The 20,549-nt window shown below is 74.1% G+C and carries 15 protein-coding genes and 3 pseudogenes; 7 read left to right on the top strand and 11 right to left on the bottom strand.

What is annotated here, in order from left to right; translation table 11 throughout:
- The first annotated feature begins 41 nt into the window (after positions 1–41).
- Together VM636_RS03640 and VM636_RS03635 are read left to right on the top strand one after the other, a co-directional pair.
- The gene (locus VM636_RS03640; protein WP_338483227.1) at positions 42–2,267 is read left to right on the top strand and encodes an alkaline phosphatase family protein; all 2,226 of its coding nucleotides are present in this window, start codon (positions 42–44) and stop codon (positions 2,265–2,267) included.
- A gap of 218 nt (positions 2,268–2,485) precedes the next feature.
- The gene (locus VM636_RS03635) at positions 2,486–2,911 is read left to right on the top strand and encodes an OsmC family protein (protein WP_030418802.1); all 426 of its coding nucleotides are present in this window, start codon (positions 2,486–2,488) and stop codon (positions 2,909–2,911) included.
- Between the two features lie 38 nt (positions 2,912–2,949).
- On the opposite strand, the pseudogene VM636_RS03630 reads toward VM636_RS03635, so the two are convergent.
- The 6 genes and pseudogenes from VM636_RS03630 to VM636_RS03605 form a co-directional block, all read right to left on the bottom strand.
- A pseudogene (locus VM636_RS03630) lies at positions 2,950–3,108 on the bottom strand (respiratory nitrate reductase subunit gamma); the annotation flags it as partial.
- Between the two features lie 12 nt (positions 3,109–3,120).
- On the bottom strand, positions 3,121–3,618 hold the full coding sequence (narJ, locus tag VM636_RS03625; RefSeq protein ID WP_030418803.1) for a nitrate reductase molybdenum cofactor assembly chaperone: 498 nt from the start codon (positions 3,616–3,618) through the stop codon (positions 3,121–3,123).
- Positions 3,615–3,827: pseudogene (narY, locus tag VM636_RS03620) on the bottom strand (nitrate reductase subunit beta); the annotation flags it as partial. The pseudogene narY and the gene narJ, both read right to left, overlap by 4 nt.
- Positions 3,828–3,838: 11 nt before the next feature.
- A pseudogene (locus tag VM636_RS03615) lies at positions 3,839–4,255 on the bottom strand (nitrate reductase subunit alpha); the annotation flags it as partial.
- Positions 4,256–4,377: 122 nt separating this feature from the next.
- Complete coding sequence (locus VM636_RS03610) at positions 4,378–5,241, bottom strand: helix-turn-helix transcriptional regulator (protein WP_030418805.1); 864 nt, start codon at positions 5,239–5,241, stop codon at positions 4,378–4,380.
- A gap of 97 nt (positions 5,242–5,338) precedes the next feature.
- Positions 5,339–6,178, bottom strand: coding sequence for a helix-turn-helix transcriptional regulator (locus VM636_RS03605; protein WP_030418806.1), 840 nt, complete (start codon positions 6,176–6,178; stop codon positions 5,339–5,341).
- Between the two features lie 136 nt (positions 6,179–6,314).
- On the opposite strand from VM636_RS03605, the gene VM636_RS03600 reads away from it, so the two are divergent.
- Positions 6,315–6,620, top strand: a complete 306-nt coding sequence (locus tag VM636_RS03600) for a 4a-hydroxytetrahydrobiopterin dehydratase (RefSeq protein ID WP_030418807.1) — start codon at positions 6,315–6,317, stop codon at positions 6,618–6,620.
- Between the two features lie 5 nt (positions 6,621–6,625).
- The gene (locus VM636_RS03595) at positions 6,626–7,396 is read left to right on the top strand and encodes a class I SAM-dependent methyltransferase (protein ID WP_030418808.1); all 771 of its coding nucleotides are present in this window, start codon (positions 6,626–6,628) and stop codon (positions 7,394–7,396) included.
- Between the two features lie 35 nt (positions 7,397–7,431).
- Here the strand turns inward: VM636_RS03595 and VM636_RS03590 are convergent, their stop codons facing one another.
- The gene (locus VM636_RS03590) at positions 7,432–8,052 is read right to left on the bottom strand and encodes a PASTA domain-containing protein (protein WP_338483206.1); all 621 of its coding nucleotides are present in this window, start codon (positions 8,050–8,052) and stop codon (positions 7,432–7,434) included.
- Between the two features lie 346 nt (positions 8,053–8,398).
- Between VM636_RS03590 and VM636_RS03585 the strand changes: the two genes are divergently transcribed.
- Positions 8,399–9,028, top strand: a complete 630-nt coding sequence (locus VM636_RS03585; RefSeq protein WP_338483204.1) for an antibiotic biosynthesis monooxygenase — start codon at positions 8,399–8,401, stop codon at positions 9,026–9,028.
- Between the two features lie 491 nt (positions 9,029–9,519).
- On the opposite strand, the gene VM636_RS03580 is transcribed toward VM636_RS03585, so the two are convergent.
- Positions 9,520–12,441, bottom strand: a complete 2,922-nt coding sequence (locus tag VM636_RS03580; RefSeq protein ID WP_338483201.1) for a glycoside hydrolase family 48 protein — start codon at positions 12,439–12,441, stop codon at positions 9,520–9,522.
- An 874-nt stretch (positions 12,442–13,315) separates the two neighbouring features.
- Between VM636_RS03580 and VM636_RS03575 the strand changes: the two genes are divergently transcribed.
- Positions 13,316–15,052, top strand: coding sequence for a glycoside hydrolase family 6 protein (locus tag VM636_RS03575; protein WP_030418812.1), 1,737 nt, complete (start codon positions 13,316–13,318; stop codon positions 15,050–15,052).
- A 197-nt stretch (positions 15,053–15,249) separates the two neighbouring features.
- Complete coding sequence (locus tag VM636_RS03570; protein WP_030418813.1) at positions 15,250–16,182, top strand: class I SAM-dependent methyltransferase; 933 nt, start codon at positions 15,250–15,252, stop codon at positions 16,180–16,182.
- 144 nt (positions 16,183–16,326) lie between these two features.
- Here VM636_RS03570 and VM636_RS03565 read toward each other — a convergent pair whose 3' ends face one another.
- The 3 genes from VM636_RS03565 to VM636_RS03555 form a co-directional block, all read right to left on the bottom strand.
- Entirely contained in the window at positions 16,327–17,166 is an 840-nt protein-coding gene (locus tag VM636_RS03565) for an aldo/keto reductase (RefSeq protein ID WP_030418814.1), read from the bottom strand.
- A 102-nt stretch (positions 17,167–17,268) separates the two neighbouring features.
- Positions 17,269–19,095: an AMP-dependent synthetase/ligase gene (locus VM636_RS03560; RefSeq protein WP_030418815.1), complete on the bottom strand. Its 1,827-nt coding sequence runs from the start codon at positions 19,093–19,095 to the stop codon at positions 17,269–17,271.
- A gap of 444 nt (positions 19,096–19,539) precedes the next feature.
- Positions 19,540–20,421 carry a LysR substrate-binding domain-containing protein gene (locus tag VM636_RS03555; protein WP_053914259.1) on the bottom strand — a complete coding sequence of 294 codons (882 nt, stop codon included), beginning with the start codon at positions 20,419–20,421 and terminating at the stop codon, positions 19,540–19,542.
- Between the last annotated feature and the right edge of the window lie 128 nt (positions 20,422–20,549).

Here is a 20,549-nt window from a genome sequence, read left to right as displayed (position 1 = left end):
CCCGAGCCGACCACGGGCCGGGACGTGAGGTGTGCGCAGCGATGGGTGGAGCGCGTTGGCGCCGGGCCGCCAGCCAGATCGGGCGGAGTGTCACGGTGTGGGCCGTCTCCACCGTGACCATGCTCGTGCTCGCCGGCATCCTGCCGGACTTCCGGCTCCAGTCCGCCGACGGCGACAGCGCGACCCAGATCGCGGTGACCGCCGCCTTCGGCGCCGGGGCCTTCGGCGTGCTCTCGGCGCTGGTGTGGCCCTTGCTGGTGCGGCTGCTGCTCCTGGTGCCGGCGCTCGTCCTCGCGCTGCTGGTCTTCTTCCTCAACGGCGGCCTGCTGCTGCTCGCGCTGCACGTGAACCCGGCCGCGCGCGGCGGGGTCGCCCCGGAGACCGCGGTGGTGGTGGCCGCGGTGATGTCCGCGGTCGCCTCCGCGACCGGCGGCGCCCTCGCCGTGCGCGACGACGACGCCTACCGGCGCCGGCTCTACCGCCTCGCCGACCGGCGCCGCCGCCGGGCCCGCCGGCCCGCTCCCGCCGGTCCGGGCACGGTCTTCCTCCAGCTCGACGGGGTCGGCCACGACGTGCTCACCGACGCGGTCGAGCGGGGCCTGATGCCGACCCTGGCCCGCTGGCTGGGCCGGGACGGCGCGCCCGCCTCCCACCGCCTCGACCTCTGGCGCACCGACTGGTCCAGCCAGACCGGCGCGAGCCAGCTCGGCATCCTGCACGGCAGCAACCACGACGTGCCCGCCTTCCGCTGGTACGAGAAGCACAGCGGCGAGGTGATGGTCTGCAACCGGCCGTCCAGCGCCGCCGAACTCCAGCGCCGCGCCGCCCGGTACGCGGGCCACCCCGGGCTGCTGCACACCGACGGCGCCAGCCGGGGCAACCTGTTCGGCGGCGGCGCCGACGAGCAGGCCCTCGTGCTCTCCATCGCGGCCCGCCGGCGCAGCCGCGAGACCCGCTCCCGGGCCGGCTACTTCGCCTACTTCTCCGACCCGGCCAACGCCGTCCGCACCGCCCTGTCCTTCGTCGCCGAGGTGGGCCGGGAGATCACCCAGTCGCTCCGCGCCCGGCTGCGCGAGGAGCGCCCCCGCGTCTCGCGCGGCGGCCTCTACCCCTTCATCCGGGCCTTCGCCACCGTCGTCGAACGGGACGTCGTCGTCGCCGCGGTCATGGGCGACCTGCTCGCCGGCCGCACCGCGGTCTACGCCGACCTGGTGGCCTACGACGAGGTGGCCCACCACTCCGGGCCGCGCAGCCGGGACGCGGCCAAGGTCCTCCAGCGGCTCGACCGGGCCGTCGCGCTGATCGAGAAGGTCGCCGAACACGCCCCGCGGCGCTACCGGATCGTGCTCCTGTCCGACCACGGCCAGAGCCCCGGCGAAACCTTCCGCTCCCGCTACGGGCTGACCCTCGGCGACCTGGTGCGGGCCGGCTGCGGACTGCCCGTGCCGCGCCGGGCCCGGCGCACCCGCAGCGGCGCCGAGGCGCGGGCCGCCGTCCGGGCCGCGCTGCACCGGCCGGTCGAGGAGGGCGAGGAACGCTACCGCCCGGAGGGCCGCCGTTCGGAGCCGGTCGTACTGGCCTCCGGCAACCTGGGCCTGGTCTCCTTCCCGGCCGTGCCGCACCGGATGAGCGAGGAGGAGATCCACGCCCGGTACCCGGCGCTGCTGCCGACCCTCGCCAACCACCCGGGCATCGGCTTCCTGCTGGTGCGCAGCGAGGAGCACGGCGGGGTGGTGCTCGGGGCGCGCGGGGCGCGGGTGCCGCTGGACCGGCTGGACGAGGAGCCGGGCCCCCTCGCGCCGTTCGGTCCCGGCGCCGCCGACGCGGTGCGCCGCACCCACTCCTTCCCGAACACCGCCGACATCATGGTCAACTCCATCCACGATCCGGCCGACGGCGAGGTGCTGGCCTTCGAGGAGCAGATCGGCTCGCACGGCGGGCTCGGCGGCGCCCAGTCGCGGGCCTTCCTGCTCTCCCCGCTGACCCTGTCGGCGCCCACCGCGCGGACCCCGGACGGCCCCGACGGCGCCGACGCCCCCGGCCCGCGGGACGCGCGGGCGGACGGGGCGGGGATCGTCGGCGCCGAACAGGTCCACCGGGTGCTGCGCCGCTGGCTGCGCGAGGCGGACCTGCCCCGCACGCCCCCGGGCGGCGGCGCCCCGGCCGCCGTGCCGGAGGCCGGGGGGCCGGAGGCCGCCGTCCGGGAGACCGCCGCGTCGGAGGCCGCCGTCCGGGAGGCACCGGTGCCGGACGACCACCCGAGCTGACACCGGACCAGCCGGACCAGCCGGACCCGCCGGACCCGCCGGACCCGCCGGACCAGCCGAACCCGCCGGACCAGCCGAACCCGCCGTCCGCGCCGCCGCGTTCAGAGGGCGGCGGAGCGGTCCTGCGGGTGCGCCGGGCCGGAGTGTGATCGGATGGGTGCGGGAACCCGGCCCCGGGTCCCCACCCGCACACCGCCCGAAAGCGAAAGGAATCCGCCGTGGCAACCACGCGCTCCGCACACACCGTCTGGGAAGGCAACCTGCTGGAGGGCAACGGCGTCGTCACCTTCGACTCCTCCGGCATCGGCCAGCAGCCGGTGTCGTGGCCCTCGCGCGCCGAGCAGGCGAACGGGAAGACCAGCCCGGAGGAGCTGATCGCCGCCGCCCACTCCAGCTGCTTCTCGATGGCGCTGTCGCACGGTCTGGCCGGCGCCGGCACCCCGCCCACCAAGCTCGTCACCTCGGCCGACGTGAGCTTCCAGCCCGGTGAGGGCATCACCGGCATCCACCTCACCGTCGAGGGCACCGTCCCCGGCATCGACAACGACGCGTTCGTCGCCGCCGCCGAGGACGCCAAGAAGAACTGCCCCGTCAGCGCCGCCCTGACCGGCACCACCATCACCCTGTCGGCGAAGCTCGCCTGAGCGCCGCCGGCCCGCCGGCGGGGGAGGGAGCGGACCGGCTAGGACCCGGTCCGCTCCCAGCCCCGCCGGTCCGGGCGCGGACCGAGCTGCCGCGGGTCACGCGAGCGGTAGACGACGTACGGGCGGAACAGGTACCGCACCGGCGCGCCGACCATGTGCACCAGCCGCGTGTACGGCGCCGGCGCGATCAGCACCATAGAGGAGGATCGTCACGCGTCGGCTCCCGGGGAGGCGGGCGGCAGGGTCGCGCACACGGCGTCCAGGACGCGCGCGTAGGGCGTTCCGGCGGCGGCGAGCCGGGTGCGGAGCCGCTCCAGAGCGTCGCGGTGCTCGACGAGCGGGCCGCGTTCGCCGGTGCGGGCGGTGAACTCCAGTACCGCCGGCAGGAAGTCGGGCAGCTCCTCGCCGGTGAACTCCAGGCCGTGGGCGCGGTACAGCTCCTTGAAACGCACCAGCGACATGCCGCGCCGCCGGGTGTCGCCGTCGGTCCACCAGCTCAGGTAGAGGCTGTGCCGGTTCCTGAAGTCGAAGACCTCCACGTAGTGCGCCCGCAGCTCCTCCGGCGCGGCGCGCGCCGCGTGCTCGGTGAACCCCCGCAGTTGCGGAGCGGCCTCGCGCAGCAGCGGCAGCCGGGCGCGGAAGTCCTCGTCGGGATAGGTGAGGCAGAGCGCGGCCGCCTGGTAGAGCACGTCGAGACTCCCGGTCATGGCACCTCCCTCTCGTCGTCGGCGGCCTGCCGGCGGCGCAGCACGTGGAAGTTCTCCACCGGCACCAGCGGCAGCCGGCGGCGCCCCGAGTCCACGCCGAACGGACCGTCGCCCATACCGGGCCCGCCCTCGTGGTCCAGGCCGCACGTGTCCGGCGGCGCCGACTCCTCCAGCCGCCGCGCGTCGCCGACGGCCGCCGTCGGGACCAGCACCGGGTCGCCAGCCGTTCCCGGGCCTCCCGGTACATCTCCAGCAGCACTCCGCGCACGTAGGGGTAGCGCACCCGGGTGGGCGAGTAGGTGTACCAGGAGAACGCCGCGCCCCGGGGGCAGCCGCGCGGCTCGTACTCGGGGCGGTCCGGGCCGACCGACGGGTAGTCGGTGGCCTGCGCCTCCCACGTGATGATCCCGTCCTTGACGTACACCTGCCAGCGGCAGGAGCCGGTGCAGTTGACGCCGTGCGTGGAGGTGACGACCTTGTCGTGGCTCCAGCGGTCCCGGTAGAAGGTGTCCGCCTCCCGGCCGCCGGCCAGACCGATGCTGTGCAGGTCGGGCGAGGCCGTGACGGACCGGAAGAACCGCCCCGCCCGCAGCAGGGCCGCGCCCGGCTCGGCGGGCGGTGTCCGCGTGTCCGTCACGAGTGCTCCCTCGGTCGCCCTGAACCCCGAACCTAGGGGCGGGGGCGGAACCGCACCCGCCCGCGGGGCCCGTACGGGTCAGGGGGCGGGAGCGGCCGGGCGGGGGCGCGGCGGCCGAGCGGTCAGTAGCGGTCGCGGTACTCGCCGAGGAGCTTCTCGGTCCGCTGGGCCGAGGCGGCCCGTGCCGTCATGTGGTCCAGCACCTCCAGGTGCGCCGAGACCTCCGTGCGGGAGTCCAGGTACAGCGCGCCGGACAGGTACTCGGTGAAGACCAGGTCGGGCAGTTCCGGCTGGGCGAACCGGAAGAGCGTGAAGGGCGCGTACGTCCCCGGGTGCGGGCCGTCCTCGAACTCGGCGACCTGGAGCGTCACCCGGTGCCGCGAGGAGAACTCCAGCAGCTTGTCGAGCTGCCCGCGCATCACGGAGCCGTCGATGCTGACCGGGCGGCGCAGCACCGTCTCGTCCATCACCACCCACAGGTGGGGCGGGTCGGACCGCTCCAGCAGCCGCTGGCGCTCCATCCGCAGCGCCACGTGCCGCTCGACGGTCTCCTCGCCCACGTTGCCGATGGTGCCGCTCTCCAGCACCGCCCGCGCGTACTCCTCCGTCTGGAGCAGTCCGGGCACGAAATGCGGTTCGTAGGAGCGGATGATCCGGGCGGCGCCCTCCAGGCTCACGTACAGGCTGAACCACTCGGGCAGCACGTCGTGGTAGCGCTGCCACCAGCCGGGCCGGTTGGCGTCCTCGGCCAGCTTCACGAAGGCCCCGACCTCGTCCTCCGGCACGCCGTACGCCGTCAGCAGCACCTGCACGTACGGAATCTTCAGGGCGACCTCGGCCATCTCCATCCGCCGCACCGTCGCCGCGGCCACCCGGAGCACCTTCGCGGCCTCCTCGCGGCGCATGCCGGCCCGTTCGCGCAGCTCCTGGAGCCGTCTGCCCAGCACCACCTGGCCCACCGTGGGTGCGGCCCGCCGCTCACTCACGCCACGCCTCCCCAACGTGCCCAAGTCCGTCGGCAGTGTGCCATGTTCCGCGTGGGGAGGACAGCGACGGGACGACGGAACCGGGACGGACGGGACATCAGTCCTCCAGCGCGCGCAGATGGGCGGCGGTGGCCGGATCGGCCGGCAGCAGCGCCTCGATGGCCAGCTCGGCGACCGTCATGTCCATCGGCGTGTTGAACGTGGAGACGGACGACACGAAGGACAGGGCGCGCCCGCCGTGCGCGATCCGCAGCGGCAGCGCGAAGGGCACCGCCGGCACCTCCGGTTCCCCGGCCGCAGGGGTCTCGCCGGGCCCGTACGGCGCCGGATCCGGCGCCGGGTAGGCCGCCACCTCGTCGTACAGCTCCCGCAGCGGGCGCGAGCGCAGCAGCGCGGCCTGCCGCTCCATCTGCGCCAGCAGGTGCGCCCGCCACTCGGGGAGGTTGCGGATGCGCGGCGCCAGCCCCCGCGGATGCAGCGCCAGCCGCATCGCGTTCGGCGCCGCCAGCAGGTGCTCCGCGACGCCCTCCAGCAGCATCCCCACGCCCCGGTTGACGGCCAGCACCCGGTACTCCGCGTCCACCACCAGCGCCGGGTACGGCTCGTAGCCGCGCAGCAGCCGCTCCATGCCCGAGCGCAGCCCGTCCAGCGCCGGATCGTCCAGCGGGGTACGCGCGAAGCGCGGGGCGTACCCGGCCGCGAGCAGCAGCGCGTTGCGCTCGCGCATCGGCACCTCCAGATGCTCCGCCAGCCGCAGCACCATCGCCTCGCTGGGCCGCGACCGGCCGGTCTCCACGAAGCTGATGTGCCGGGCGGAGGAACCGGCCCGCAGCGCCAGCTCCAGTTGGCTGACCCGCCGCCGCTTCCGCCAGGCCCGCAGCAGCGGACCCACCCCCGGGGCGGCGGGCCGGGCGTCACCGGACGCGAGTGAGGTCATGGCCGGAACGGTAGTCGACGGCCCCACCCGGACGCCGCCCGCCCGCGGGGCCCCCGCGGCCCCGCTGTGGCAGGGTGGGCACACGGGGCCGCCCCGCCCCGCGTCACCCCCACCCCGCAGACGAGGAGCGCCGCCCATGCCCGTCGAACCGCTCTCGCCGCAGCGCCTGGAGGAACGCCTCGCCGAGCTGCCGGGCTGGTCCGCCGACGGCGGCCGGCTCACCCGCTCCTACCGGCTCGCCTCCCACTTCGCGGCCACCGCCATGACCGTGCACATCGCCCAGGTGCAGGAGGAGCTGAACCACCACTCCGAGCTGACCCTCGGCTACGACACGGTCTCCCTGGCCGTCTCCACCCACAGCGCGGGCGGCGCCCTCACCGAGAAGGACATCGAGCTGGCCCGCCGAGTACGGGACCTGGCACCCGGTCACGGGGCACACTGACGGATGTGCTCGACTACGACCAGGAAGCCGAAGGCTACGACGCCTGGCGCGGCGGAGAGCCCCGCGCCGAGGCCGCCGCACGCGCCGTCCTGAGCCTGCTGCCCCGGCCGCGCACCCTGCTCGACGTCGGCTGCGGCACCGGCATCGTCACCCGCCGGCTCGCCGCGGGCCCCGGGGCGCCCCGGGTGACCGGCGTCGACCGGTCCGTCGCCATGGCCGGCCGCGCCGCCGCCCGACTCCCGGGCGCCGTCGTCCGCGCCGACGCGGCCCGGCTGCCGTTCCGGGACGCGGAGTTCGACGCCGTCACCAGCGTCTGGCTGCTCCACCTGGCCGGCAGCGCCCGCGCCACCCGCGCCATCGTGGCCGAGTGCGCCCGCGTGCTGCGCCCCGGCGGAGTCTGGGTCACCACGGTCGACAAGGGCGCCGCGCACAACGTGGGCAGCGACATCGACGCCGTGCTCGCCGCCCGTCCGCCGGCCGCCGTCTACGACACCGCCGTCCAGGTCGAGGCGCACGCCCGCGCCCACGGGCTGCTGCCGGCGGGCGAGGCCCGCTTCACCGGCCTCGGCCAGGGCCGCTCCCCCCGCCGTACGGTGGCCGACCTGCGCCGCGGCTGGTTCGGCACGCTGCCGCCGGGCAGCGCGCTCGCCGACCGTTTCGCCGAACGGCTCGCCGCCCTGCCCGACCAGGACCGGCCCCGTCGCGACCCCGTCTTCACCCTGCGGGCCTTCACGAAGGCCCCGGCGGTCCCCACGCCGTCGGCCCCGCCCCCCTGACGCGGTCCGTGCCGCCGCCGGGGCCCCGGGGCCGCTCAGGGGCAGGACTCGCCGTACTTGACCGCCCGCAGTTCGACGGGACGGCCCTTGATCTCGGTGCCTGCCGCCGGATCCTGCGCGCACACCCGCCAGTTGCTCTCCACCAGCACCCAGCGGCCCTGCCCGGAGACGTCCTCGACGGTGAGCGAGGTGGCGCTGTCCAGCGCCGCGCGGGCGGCCTTGACCGACCCGCCCGTGAAGTCGGGCATCCTGCCGTCCGCCGTGTCGGGGGAGGGGCGCTCCTTGGCGGGGCAGGACTCCTCCAGCTTCACCGCGCCGAAGTCGAGCGGGGTGTCGGTCGGCACGCTCCGCCCGGCGGCCACGCTCTGGCCGCACACCTTCCAGTTGCGGTCGAGGACCTGCATCCGGTCCCGGCCCAGGGCGTCGTGCGAGGTCAGCACGTGGAATCCGGCCTCCTGGGCGGTGTCCTGGGCCGACTGGAGCCCCATGCCGACCACGTCGGGCACGGCCGCCGGGGCCTCGGTGGCCAGTTTGTCGTCAGCCGGCCGGGACACGGCGGGGGAGCCCGCGGGACCCGCGCCCCCGTCGGGCTCGCAGGCGGTGAGACAGCCGGCCAGGACCGCCGAAGCGACGACGGCCGGCACACGGACACGCATGACGGCCGGCACACGGACACGCATGGAAATCCCCCCGGGTGACGCTGCGGTGAAGCCACCCAGCGTAGTCCCCGGGGGGACAAAGCGGGAGACGAACGGACGAACAGAGGCGGCGACGGACCGGCGAACACCGCGTCGCCATCTCACATATGAGGCCCCGTCGGCGGCGGCCGAGTGTTTGCTGACGTTCAGTGGTCGTCGGCAATCAGGGACCGGTGGCGGGTTGGCCGGTGGCGAGGCAGCCCCACCGGACGCAGACGGGGCCCTGGAAGAGTTGCGTCGTCAGTCGGCCGGCGTGCTCGGGTCCGCTTGACGTGAAGCGTGGTTGAGGTTTGACGATGGTGCGGTGACTGACGACGGAATCACCCTGATCGACGCGTGGGAAGTGCCCGAGGACCGGATCGACGAGTCCCTCGCACGCTGGCGCGAGCGCGTCGGGCTCATCCACACCGCCCCCGGTTTCAGGGATGCGCGGCTACACCGCGGACTGCACCCGGAGTCCCGGCTCGGTCTGGTCAATGTGGCGCACTGGGACAGCGTCGAAGCCCGGGACGAGGCGCTGGCCCATCCCGCCTTCACCGCGTCGGCGGCCACCGCGGCCGGCTATGCCACCGTGCACGGCGGCTGGTATCAGGTGGCAGCCGCATTCCGCACGGAGAGGAACGGTTCGGGCGGAGGACCGGGAATCACCTTCGTGAACGCCTTCGAGGTGCCCGCCGAGCGGATCGATGACTTCCTGCCGCACTGGCTCGGCCGGGCCGAGCTGATGAGCAAGGCGCCCGGTTTCCGGGACGACCGACTGCACCGCGCGGTGGCCCCGGACACGCGCTTCCAACTGGTCGGCATCGCGCACTGGGACAGCCCCGAAGCATGGCGCACGGCAGTCAACGACCCCCGCTTCCAGCAGCCGTTGTCCGCTTCCCCTGACTTCGCCGTCGCCCATCCCGCACTCTTCCGGGTTGTCGCCGAATTCTGAGCGCGAGTGGGGAACGCCCGCGACTCGTACGTCTTCAGACGCGAGTCGTAGGCTCCCGAGCCCTTCTCCCCGGTGTCGGATCGGCAGTGCGGGCCCGCGGGACGCGTGAATCACCATGCCGATGGTGGGTCCGGGAACGCGGGCAGGGTGTCCAGGATCGTTCGGTGACAGGCGACCTGGACACCCTGCTCACCGCGCGGCACGTGACGAGCGCCGACGAGACACGAGACGCCGACGGCTGGGCCGGCCGCCGCGGTTGCCCCTGCCCACGGAGGCGCCGGGCCTGTTGCGAGTGCTGCGGGAGGCCGGTCCCGGCGCGAGGCCGGGTGGCAGAGGGGACGGACGCGGGCGGTCGGCACCCGGGTGAGGCGTGGACGCGGGGAGGGGACGCGCACGGCGGGGGCCTCCTCCGGGCCGGGAGGGGGACGCGCGAAGACCGGGCGGCCCCACTGCGGGAGGGGCCGCCCGGCCCGGTACGCGGAGAGCGGGGGCTATTCGAGTAGCTCCGCGTACGAGCCCATGGCGAGGGCGATGTCCGCCTGGGCCCAGAACCGGTGGTACGTGAACGTGGGCGCGGCACCGCCCGCGAGGTAGCCCTCGATCTTCGACCAGTTCGGGTCGTCCCGGTAGAAGGAGCGGATCGACGCGAAGGTCGACGACGCGTCGATCCGGTCGCCGTTGGGCATCGTGCCGCTCCAGCCGTTCGGCACGTACACCGGGTCGTCGAAGCGCTGGTAGTCGGCGCGGGTCTCCGGGACGGCGATGCCGAGCGCGTCCTGGTCGTGCTCCCACATGCCGTCCAGCAGCGCCTTGGCCGTCGAGGCGGCCCGCGCGTCACCGGAGCGGTCGGCGTAGTACGTCAGGGTCTTGGCGTACGCCGCGGCCACGCCCACGTCGTCCGTGTAGTCGGCCACGGTGACGTGCAGGGAGGCGTTGGCGCCGGGGGAGGCGGCGTTCCAGGTGTCGGGGCGGCCCGACCACTGGAGCGTCGAGGGGAACCGGAAGGTGCCGTCCGGGTTGACGGTGGTCTCCGACAGCGCCCACGAGACCCACTTGTCCAGGACCGCCTTCGCCTTCGCGTCGCCGCTCTGCCGGTAGTACTCGGCGACCCGCTCCATCGACCACGCCTGGAAGCCGAACCACTGGTTGGACGGCGGGTCGTGGTAGACGGGCTTCTCGTCGTAGTACATGCCGTGGAAGGTCGGCGTGCCGGCCGGCGGCGTCGCGTACCGGCCCGCCCAGCTGTTGGTCGCGCCGCCCGCGATGGCGCCCTCCGCGGACTGCAGCCAGCGGTAGAACTCCACCTGCCGCTCCAGCGACTTCGCCCAGTCCGCCGCGCCCGTCGCCGACTTGGGTTTCAGGTCGGCGTGGGTGCTCAGCGCGTAGGCGGCCAGCGGGTTCTGGTAGCCGCCGTGCGCGTGGCTGGAGCCGATGCGCCAGGCCCAGCCCGCCGAGGGGTCGGTGGCTCCGCCCCAGGCGTAGTACCAGGAGAGCAGGTAGTGCGAGGAGTCCTTGCCGGAGCCCGCCGGGCAGCTCGCCGGCCCCACGCAGTCGCCGGCCTTCTTGAAGTACTTGTCGTACATGGCGTAGCGCAGGTAGTCACCCATCTTGGCGGCCTTGGCGACGGTCCCGGAGACCTCGGCGCCCTTGCCCTGTTCCTTGGCCCAGATGTCCGCCCAGTACGCGGCCTGCACGGCCCGCGCGTCGGCGTCCGGGGCGTTGGTGAACTTCCACTGCCTGGCGTACGAGGAGTCGCCGGTGAACAGGTCCAGGTAGCCGTTCCTGCCGCCGTACACGAAGGCGTCGCAGGTCGGCTGCGGCACCGTCTCCCACACGGACTCCTGCGCGCCGCGCTGGAAGGTGTTGATGTACGACGGGCCCGTGTCCGAGGGCCCGGCCTCGCACTTGCCCGGCGAGTTGCCGTAGCCGTAGACGTTGTCGACGTCCTGGAGCCAGTGCATGCCGTACACGTCGTCCGTGCCGTACGCCGACTTCAGCTCGGCCGCGATCGGGTCCCGGCCCACGGACACCGTGCCGTCGAGCGCGGCCGGGTACTCGTTCGGCGTGTCCAGCTCGGGGGCGTAGGTGGCCGGCTTGGAGGCGTCGTAGAAGGAGTTGCCCGGCTGGTCCGCGTGGGTCGGGATCATGTACTTCTCCATGATCGACCAGGCGTTGTTGAACGCGGACCAGTCACCGCTGACCTTGCCGTACATGGCCTGGAGCCACAGCAGGTAGCTGTACGCCTCCGACGTGGTCTCGTGGCCGTGGTCGGGCGCCTCGACGATCAGTGTCTCCACCGAGTGGTACGGCACGCCCTCGGGCGAGAAGTAGCCGTTCGCCGGGTCGGTGATCTTCCCGTACAGCTCCAGGAAGCGGGCGTCGTAGCTCTTCGAGGCGGCGAGCTGGGTCACGGTGACCGCGGCCTCGCCGTGGCCCGGGGCGGTGGACTCGAAGACCGCCGAGCCGGTGCCCGAGGTGGCGGCGGTGACGGTCACCTTCTGGGCGGTGGACCAGTTCGCCGGGGTGAAGGTGAGGCTCGCGCCGCCGGACACCGACAGGCCCGGGTTGCCGCTCGCGCGGGCCGTCGTCACCGTCACGTTCGCCGTCGGCCGGGTCGAGAGCCGGACCTCGTAGGTACCCGACGTGCCCTGGCGGACGCCGAGCTGGGCCGGCGAGGCGACCACGACGGGGCCCGGTGCGACGGTGATGCCGACCGGGGTGGAGGTGGCGGAGGCCCCCAGGCTGTCGTACGCCTTCGCCACCAGCGAGTGGCTGCCCACCCCGAGTCCGGTGGCGGTGTGGGTGAAGGGGGCGCTGGTGTCGGTGCCCAGCAGGGTGGTGTCGTCGTAGAACTCCACCTTCGTGATGGAGGCGTTGTCGGCGGCGGCCGCCGTGGCGGCGAGCGGCACCGCCTCGCCCCGGGAGTAGACGGCGCCCGGCTCCGGGCTGGTCAGCACGGTGATCGGCGGCTGGTGCGCGCCGGTGCACGGGGTGCCGTTGACCGCGAAGGAGGCCGGGGCGGTGTTGACGCCGCTGTAGGTGAACTGGCCGCCGGCGGTGACGGCTTCGCCCGCCGCGATCCGCGCGTTGTACGGCGCGTTGCGCACGGTGACGTTCCGGCCGGACTGGGACCAGGTGCCGTTCCAGCCGCTGGTCAGCGTCTGGTCGCCGGTGTACGCGTAGGTGAGGGTCCAGCCGTCGATGGCGTCGGTGCCCCGGTTGGTCAGGGTGAGGTCCGCCGTGAAACCCGAGCCCCAGTCGTTGGTGTGGTAGTCCACGCTGCACTGGAGTGCCGCGGCACGGGCGGGTGTCGTGCCCGTGCCCACCATGGTCAGGGGAAGGGCCAGGGCCGCCAGGGCGGCCGTCCACAGTAGCCGCGCGCCGCGGCGTCCGGGCCTGCTGGGAGGGTGCATGGTGCTGGTTCCTCCTTGCGCTCGGGGAGGGAGTGGGGGAGGAGCAACAAGCCTTGAACCAGTGGGAGCGCTCCCATATTGGGGAGGGGGGCCGGGGCGGTCAAGGTGCTTGAAGAGTCGAAAAGATTCGACGGGGGCGCGGAGGAGAAAGTCGGTTACTCCTCTGTTCTTCTCCGTCACTTGACGCTACCTTCGCTGAACCAGTGGGAGCGCTTCCACAGTTGACGTGTGCCTGACGGCATGCCCGGACTGCGAGGAGTCGCTCATGCGCCACCCGTTGCCCCGCTCGTAGCGCCACCCGTGCCGCGCCGCCCGCGACCTGGGCTTCCGGCCGCTCACGCGGTCCTGACGGCACCGCTCCACCTGTGTTTCCCGCCCGCCGGACGGCGTACCGAGCCGTCCGCGGCCGGGGCCGGCCGTCCCCGCGGCCAGGCCCCGGCCGGAGGCACGGGACGCCGGTGCGCCGCGCCTCCGTCCGCCGTGGACGCGGCCCGCGGCGGACAAGCCCCGAAGGCACGCACGGGACCGGCCGGGGCACGGACGGACACGCCCGAGGTACCACCGGCCCCACCACGGCACGGCCAGGCACTGCGACGGCGCACCCGGCGCACCCGGCGCACCGACGCACCGACGCGCCGCCAAGGGACCAGGGCACGGCCGGGGCGCACCCCGGACCGCCAGCAACCACGAAGGCGCCGCTGGACGCACCCCCGGACCACCGAGGCACGACCCGCGACACCAAGCACCACCGGGACAGCACCACCGAGACGGCACCACCGAGACAGCAATTCCGAGACCGCACTTCCGAGACCGCACTTCCGAGGAACGCACCGGATCACCGGATCACCCCCGAAGGAAGAAGGAACCCGCAGTCATGACCCGTTCGAGAACCGCGATGCTCGCCGCCCTGGCGCTGGTCGCCGGCGCCTCCGGCACGGCGTTCGCCGCCCACCCGGCGGCCGTCGGCGCGGCCGCCGCCCCCTGTACCGTCGACTACCAGGTGCAGAACGACTGGGGCAACGGCTTCACCGCCAACGTGACCGTCACCAACAACGGCGCCGCCAAGTCCGCCTGGTCCGTGAAGTGGACGTACGCCGGAAACCAGAAGGTCACCAGCGGCTGGAGCGCGAAGGTCAGCCAGAGCGGTGCCGAGGTCACCGCGGCCAACGAGTCCTACAACGGGGCGCTGCCCAGCGGCGGTTCGGTGAGCTTCGGCTTCCAGGCCGGCTACAGCGGGAGCAACGCCGTCCCGGCCGCGTTCACCCTCGACGGGGTGACCTGCAACGTCGACGGCGGCCCCACCGACCCCACCGATCCGACCGACCCCACGGACCCGACCGACCCCGGCGGACCGGGCGACCGCGTCGACAACCCGTACGCCGGAGCCAAGGTGTACGTGAACCCGGAGTGGTCCGCCCTGGCGGCGGCCGAGCCCGGCGGGAGCCGCATCGCCAACCAGCCCACCGGTGTCTGGCTGGACCGGACCGCCGCCATCGCCGGCGTCAACGGCGGCATGGGCCTGCGCGACCACCTGGACGCCGCGCTCCAGCAGAAGGGCACCGGCGAACTGGTCGTCCAGCTCGTCATCTACAACCTGCCCGGCCGCGACTGCTCCGCCCTCGCCTCCAACGGCGAACTGGGCCCGAACGACCTCGGCCGCTACAAGACCGAGTACATCGACCCGATCGCCGAGATCCTCGCCGACCCGAAGTACTCCGCGCTGCGGATCGTCACCACCGTCGAGATCGACTCCCTGCCCAACCTCGTCACCAACACCGGCAGCCGCGCGACGGCGACCCCGCAGTGCGACACCATGCTCGCCAACGGCAACTACGTGAAGGGCGTCGGCTACGCCCTGAACAAGCTCGGCGACGTCGCCAACGTCTACAACTACATCGACGCCGGGCACCACGGCTGGATCGGCTGGGACGACAACTTCGGCGCCAGCGCCGACGTCATCCGGCAGGCCGCCGGCGCCGAGGGCGCCACCGTCGCCGACGTGCACGGCTTCATCACCAACACCGCCAACTACAGCGCCCTGAAGGAGCAGAACTTCGCCCTCGGCGACCAGGTCAACGGCACGTCCGTGCGCCAGTCGAAGTGGGTGGACTGGAACCAGTACGTGGACGAGCTGTCCTTCGCCCAGGCATTCCGCAACGAGCTGGTCTCCAAGGGCTTCGACTCGCGCATCGGCATGCTGATCGACACCTCCCGCAACGGCTGGGGCGGCTCGGCCCGGCCCGCCGGACCGGGTCCGACGACCAGCGTGGACGCCTACGTCGACGGCGGGCGCTTCGACCGCCGCATCCACCCGGGCAACTGGTGCAACCAGTCCGGCGCCGGCCTCGGCGAACGCCCGCAGGCCGCCCCGGCCCCCGGTATCGACGCCTACGTGTGGATGAAGCCCCCGGGCGAGTCCGACGGGGCGAGCCAGGAGCTGCCCAACGACGAGGGCAAGGGCTTCGACCGCATGTGCGACCCGACGTACGGCGGCAACGCCCGCAACGGCAACAGCCCCTCGGGCGCGCTGCCCGACGCCCCTGTCTCCGGGCACTGGTTCTCCGCCCAGTTCCAGGAGCTGATGCGCAACGCCTACCCGCCGCTCTCGTGAGCGGACGCCCCGGATAGGCGACCCCGCCGGGGCCCGGACCCGACCGGTCCGGGCCCCGGCCTCCCGCGGCACCCGGCGCCGGGTACCGCGGGAGGCCGCGCGGACGCGGGGCCGTTTTGCGGTTACGGCAACAGAAGTGGCCGCCCGACGGTGTGCCGTCGCACGCTGGCACCTCCGCGAACGGAAGGCTGACCGGCATGGCGCACGAGCACCCGGGGCACCGCGCCCCCGACGACCACCCGCACCCGCACGGACACCACCACGGGCCCGGCCACCACGACCACGGGGACATGGACTGGGCCGGGATGTCCCCCCTGCTGGAGGCGCAGGCCGAACTGTTCGCACCGCTCTACGGGCAGGCCATGGCCTGGCTCGCCGGGCAGGTGCCCGCACCGGGGCTGGTGGTGGACGTCGGCAGCGGACCGGGAGTCGTCGCCTGCCAGTTCGCGGACGCCTTCCCCGGGGCCCGGGTCGTGGCCGTCGACGGTGCCGCACCGCTGCTGGAGCGGGCCCGCGACCGCGCCGCCCGGCTCGGCGTCGCGGGCCGCCTCGACACCCTCGCCGGGGACCTGCCGGAGGTGCTCGGCGAACTCGGCCGCCCGGCCGACCTGATGTGGGCCGGCCAGAGCGTGCACCACCTGGGGGACCAGCGCGCGGCCCTCGCCTCCCTCGCCGGGCACCTGGCGCCCGGCGGCACGCTGGCCGTTCTGGAGGGCGGGCTGCCCGCCCGGTTCCTGCCCCGCGACATCGGCATCGGCCGCCCCGGGCTGGAGGCCCGGCTGCGCGCCGCCGAGGAGGACACGTTCGCCGGGATGCGGGCCGACCTGGCCGGTTCCGTCGCGGAGGCGGAGGACTGGCCGGCGATGCTGACGGCGGCCGGACTGCGGCACACCGGCACCCGCAGCTTCCTGCTCGACCTGCCCGCGCCCCTGGACGAGGGGGCCCGCGCCTACGCCGTCGCCTCGCTGTCCCGGCTGCGGGACGGGCTCGCCGGCGTGCTCGACGCGGTCGACCGGGAGACGCTGGACCGGCTCCTCGATCCGGAGGACGAGGCGAGCCTGCACCGGCGGCCGGACGCGTTCGTCCTGGTGGCGCACACGGTGTACGCGGCGGCTCGACCTGCCGGCTGATCCGCGCCCCGGTGCTTCCGGCGCCGGGTCGGGGCGACACGCCCGGGGCGCCCCGGGGCCGTACGTCCCGTGATCACCCGGCGTGTCGTCCGACACGCCGAGCCCGGCCCCGTGGACCGGGCCCGGCGCGTCGTGCGCGTGCGCTCAGGCGCCGACGTTGAACTCGGCCGGGTCCGGGCCCAGGCGCCGGCCCTCGTCGAGGGCGCTGACGGCCGCCAGGTCCTCGGCGTCCAGTGCGAAGTCGAACACCGCGATGTTCTCCGCGATCCGGGACGGCGTCACGGACTTGGGAATCACGACGTTGCCGACCTGGAGGTGCCAGCGCAGCACCACCTGGGCCGGGGTGCGGCCGTGCTTGCGGGCGATGGCGACGATCGCCGGGACCTCCAGCAGTCCCTTGCCCGAGCCGAGCGGCGACCACGCCTCGGTGGCGATGCCCCGCTCCTCGTGGAAGGCGCGGGCGGCACCCTGCTGGAGCTGCGGGTGCAGCTCGATCTGGTTGACGGCGGGGACGACGGACGTCTCGCCGGTCAGCCGCTCCAGGTGCTCCGGCAGGAAGTTCGACACGCCGATGGCACGCACCCGGCCGTCGGCGTGCAGCTTCTCGAACGCCTTGTACGTGTCGACGTAACGGCCGAGCGCCGGCACCGGCCAGTGGATCAGGTACAGGTCCACGTAGTCGAGGCCCAGCTTCTCCAGCGAGCTGTCGAAGGCGCGCAGGGTGGAGTCGTACCCCTGGTCGCTGTTCCACAGCTTGGTGGTGACGAAGAGGTCCTCGCGGGCGATGCCCGAGGCGGCCACGGCCCGGCCGGTGCCCTCCTCGTTGCCGTAGACCGCCGCGGTGTCGATGCTGCGGTACCCGGCCTGAAGCGCCGTGGCGACGGCCCGCTCGGCCTCGTCGTCCGGCACCTGCCACACGCCGAAGCCGAGCTGGGGCATCTCGACGCCGTTGTTCAGGGTGATCGGGGGGACCTTGCTGCTCACGGGCTTCTGATCCTTAGGGTCGTGGACGGTCGTACTCCCATGGTCAACGATCAGGTGCCCCCGCGCATTCCTGACCGGGAAAACTCCTGCCCGGCCCGGGGATCAGGCCCGGTACAGCGCCCCGATCTCGTCGGCGTACGCCTGCTCGATGGCCTTGCGCTTCAGCTTCAGCGACGGCGTGAGCAACCCCTGCTCCTCGGTGAACGGCTGGGCCAGGATGCGGAAGGTGCGGATCGACTCGGCCTGGGAGACCAGGGTGTTGGCGGCCAGGACCGCGCGCCGCACCTCCGCCTCCAGATCGGCGTCGCGCACCAGGCGGGCCGCGGGCAGGCGCGGCTTGTTGCGCATCGTCAGCCAGTGCTCGACAGCCTCCTGGTCGAGGGTGACCAGCGCGGCGACGTAGGGCCGGTCGTTGCCGACGACGATGCACTGGTGCACCAGCGGATGGTCGCGGACGCGTTCCTCCAACGGCCCGGGGGACAGGCTCTTGCCGCCCGAGGTGACCAGGATCTCCTTCTTGCGGCCGGTGATGGTCAGGTGGCCGTCCTCGTCCAAGGCGCCGAGGTCGCCGGTGGCGAGCCAGCCGTCGCGCAGCGCCGCGCCGGTCGCCTCGGGGTCGTTGAGGTAGCCCCGGAAGACGGTCGGACCGCGCAGCAGGATCTCGCCGTCGTCCGCGATGCGCACGGTGACGCCGGGGACGGGTACGCCGACGGTGCCGTAGCGGGTCCGGCCGGGCGGGTTGGCGGTGGCCGCCGCCGTGGACTCCGTCAGCCCGTACCCCTCGTAGACCTGCACGCCCGCGCCGGCGAAGAAGAGACCGAGCCGGCGGTCCATCGCCGAGCCGCCCGACATGGCGTTGCGGAGGTGTCCGCCCAGCGCCGCCCGCACCTTGGCGTAGACGAGCCGGTCGAAGAACTGGTGCTGCACGCGCAGCGCCGCCGACGGGCCGGGGCCGGTGCCCCACGCGCGGGCCTCCAGCGCCTCCGCGTAGCGCACCGCCACGTCGACGGCCTTCTCGAACGGGCCGGCCTTGCCCTCCCTCTCCGCCTCGCGGCGGGCCGCGTGGAACACCTTCTCGAAGATGTACGGCACCGCCAGGACGAACGTCGGCCGGAAGGCGGCCAGGTCCGGCAGCAGCGCCGAGGCGTCGAGCCGCGGCTGGTGGCCGAAGCGGACCCGGCCGCGGATCGCCGCGACCTCCACCATCCGCCCGAAGACGTGGGCCAGTGGCAGGAACAGCAGGGTCGCCGCCTCGTCGCCCCGGCGGGAGTGGAACACCGGCTCCCAGCCGGCGATCACCGTGTCGGCCTCCACCATGAAGTTGCCGTGCGTGAGCACACAGCCCTTGGGCCGGCCCGTCGTCCCCGAGGTGTAGATGACGGTGGCCACCGAGTCCGGGGTGACGGCCCGGCGGTGCCGGTGCACGACCTCGTCGTCGAGGTGCGCGCCGGCGTCGTAGAGCCGTTGCACCGCGCCCGTGTCGAGCTGCCACAGTCCGCGCAGGCGCGGCAGGGTGTCGATGACGGTGGCGATCGTCATCGCGTGGTCCTCGTGCTCGACGACCGCGGCGGTCACCTCGGCGTCGTGCAGCATCCAGCGGCACTGCTCGGCCGAGGAGGTCGGGTAGACGGGCACGACTTGGGCGCCGACGGTCCACAGGGCGAAGTCGAAGAGGGTCCACTCGTAGCGGGTACGGGACATGACGGCGACCCGGTCGCCGAAGCGGACGCCCTGGGCGAGCAGGCCCTTGGCCAGGGCCAGCACCTCGTCACGGAAGGCCGCCGCGGTGACGTCCCGCCAGTGACCCGAGGCGTCCTTGCGGCCGAGGGCGATCCGGCCGGGATCCTCCTCGGCATGGCGGAAGACCACGTCGGCCAGACCGCCCACGGGCGGGGCCGACGCCGACGGAGGGTTGGTGAACTCGCGCAAACCCCGCTCCCCGTTCCTGGTGGCACCCCGCACGGCGCCGTGAAAGCTACCCCACCCGTTCCGGGGGTGGGAGGGGTCGCGGCGCCCCGCGCCGCACGGGGGCGGTCGGGACGCGGAGGGGAAAAGCGGCCACATGCGGAGGGAGCGGACACTTTCGCGGGGATCGGGCGTTTTTCGGTGCCGTTTTCTCCACCGAATCCCTACGACCTGCTTACCGGCGGTAGGAACTCGTGTGGGCGGGACGGGGTCGTGGGGCGCGCGGGCCGGGCCGTGGCGGTGCGGGGCGGGTGCGGGGCGGGTGCGGGGTCGTGCCGGACCGCGGGCATGGCGGGGACCGCGGGGCCGCGCCGGATGGCGGGGACCGCGGGGCCGCGCCGGATGGCGGCGGCCCGGCCTGGCCGCGGGCGCCGGTGCGCGACGGTGTGCGCCGGTCGGGCCGGACGGCTACAAGGGTCCCGGGCGCTGGGGGCGGTGCAGGCGGTCGCCGCCGGCCAGGATCGCCGCCGCCAGGGCGTCCGCCGCCTGCTGCGCGGAGGGGCGGCGCCGGCCGTGGACCAGGACGAAGTCGACCCGTCCGAGGTCCGGCAGACCCGCCCGGTCCGGCACCCGGACCAGGCCCGGCGGCACCAGTCCCCGGGTGTGCGCCATCACCCCGAGCCCGGCACGGGCCGCCGCGACGAGGCCGTTGAGGCTGCGGCTGGTGCACACCACGCGCCAGGGCCGGCCGTGCCGCTGGAGGACGTCGAGGGCGCGGGCGCGGGTGATGCCGGGCGGCGGGTAGACGATGAGCGGCACGGGGCGGTCGGGGTCGAGGCGGAGCCGTTCCGCGCCGATCCACACCAGCCGGTCGTGCCAGACGGGCTCGCCGCGCGGGTCCTCGGGCCGCCGTTTGGCCAGCACGAGGTCCAGCTTCCCGGCGGCCAGCTCTTCGTGGAGGGTGCCGGACAGTTCGACGCTCAGCTCCAGGTCGACCTCGGGGTGCTCGTGCCGGAAGCCTTCCAGGATCTCCGGGAGCCGGGTCAGCACGAAGTCCTCCGACGCCCCGAACCGCAGCCGGCCGCGCAGCCGCGTGCCACCGAAGAAGGCCGTCGCCTGCTCGTGCACCTCCAGGATGCGGCGCGCGAAGCCGAGCATCGCCTCGCCGTCCTCGGTCAGTTCCACGGAGTGGGTGTCCCGGGTGAACAACTGCCGCCCCGTGGCGTCCTCCAGCCGCCGCACGTGCTGGCTCACCGTGGACTGGCGCAGCCCGAGCCGCCGGGCGGCCCGCGTGAAGCTGAGCGTCCCGGCCACGGTGAGGAAGGTCCGCAGGTGCGATGGGTCGTACACGGACCCCACCCTACCGGTCATCACGAAACATGATGGCAGTCAGAGCGGTATACGGGATTCCCGATTGCCGCCGGGAGGAGCAGGATGGGGCGGGGACCTCCGGCCCTCGTCCCGGACCCGGCCGCGGA

The organism is Streptomyces sp. SCSIO 75703 (genome assembly GCF_036607905.1).
Lineage (GTDB): Bacteria > Actinomycetota > Actinomycetes > Streptomycetales > Streptomycetaceae > Streptomyces.
The sequence above is the reverse complement of the archived record's forward strand: the minus strand, read 5'-3'. Positions and strand labels throughout refer to the sequence as shown.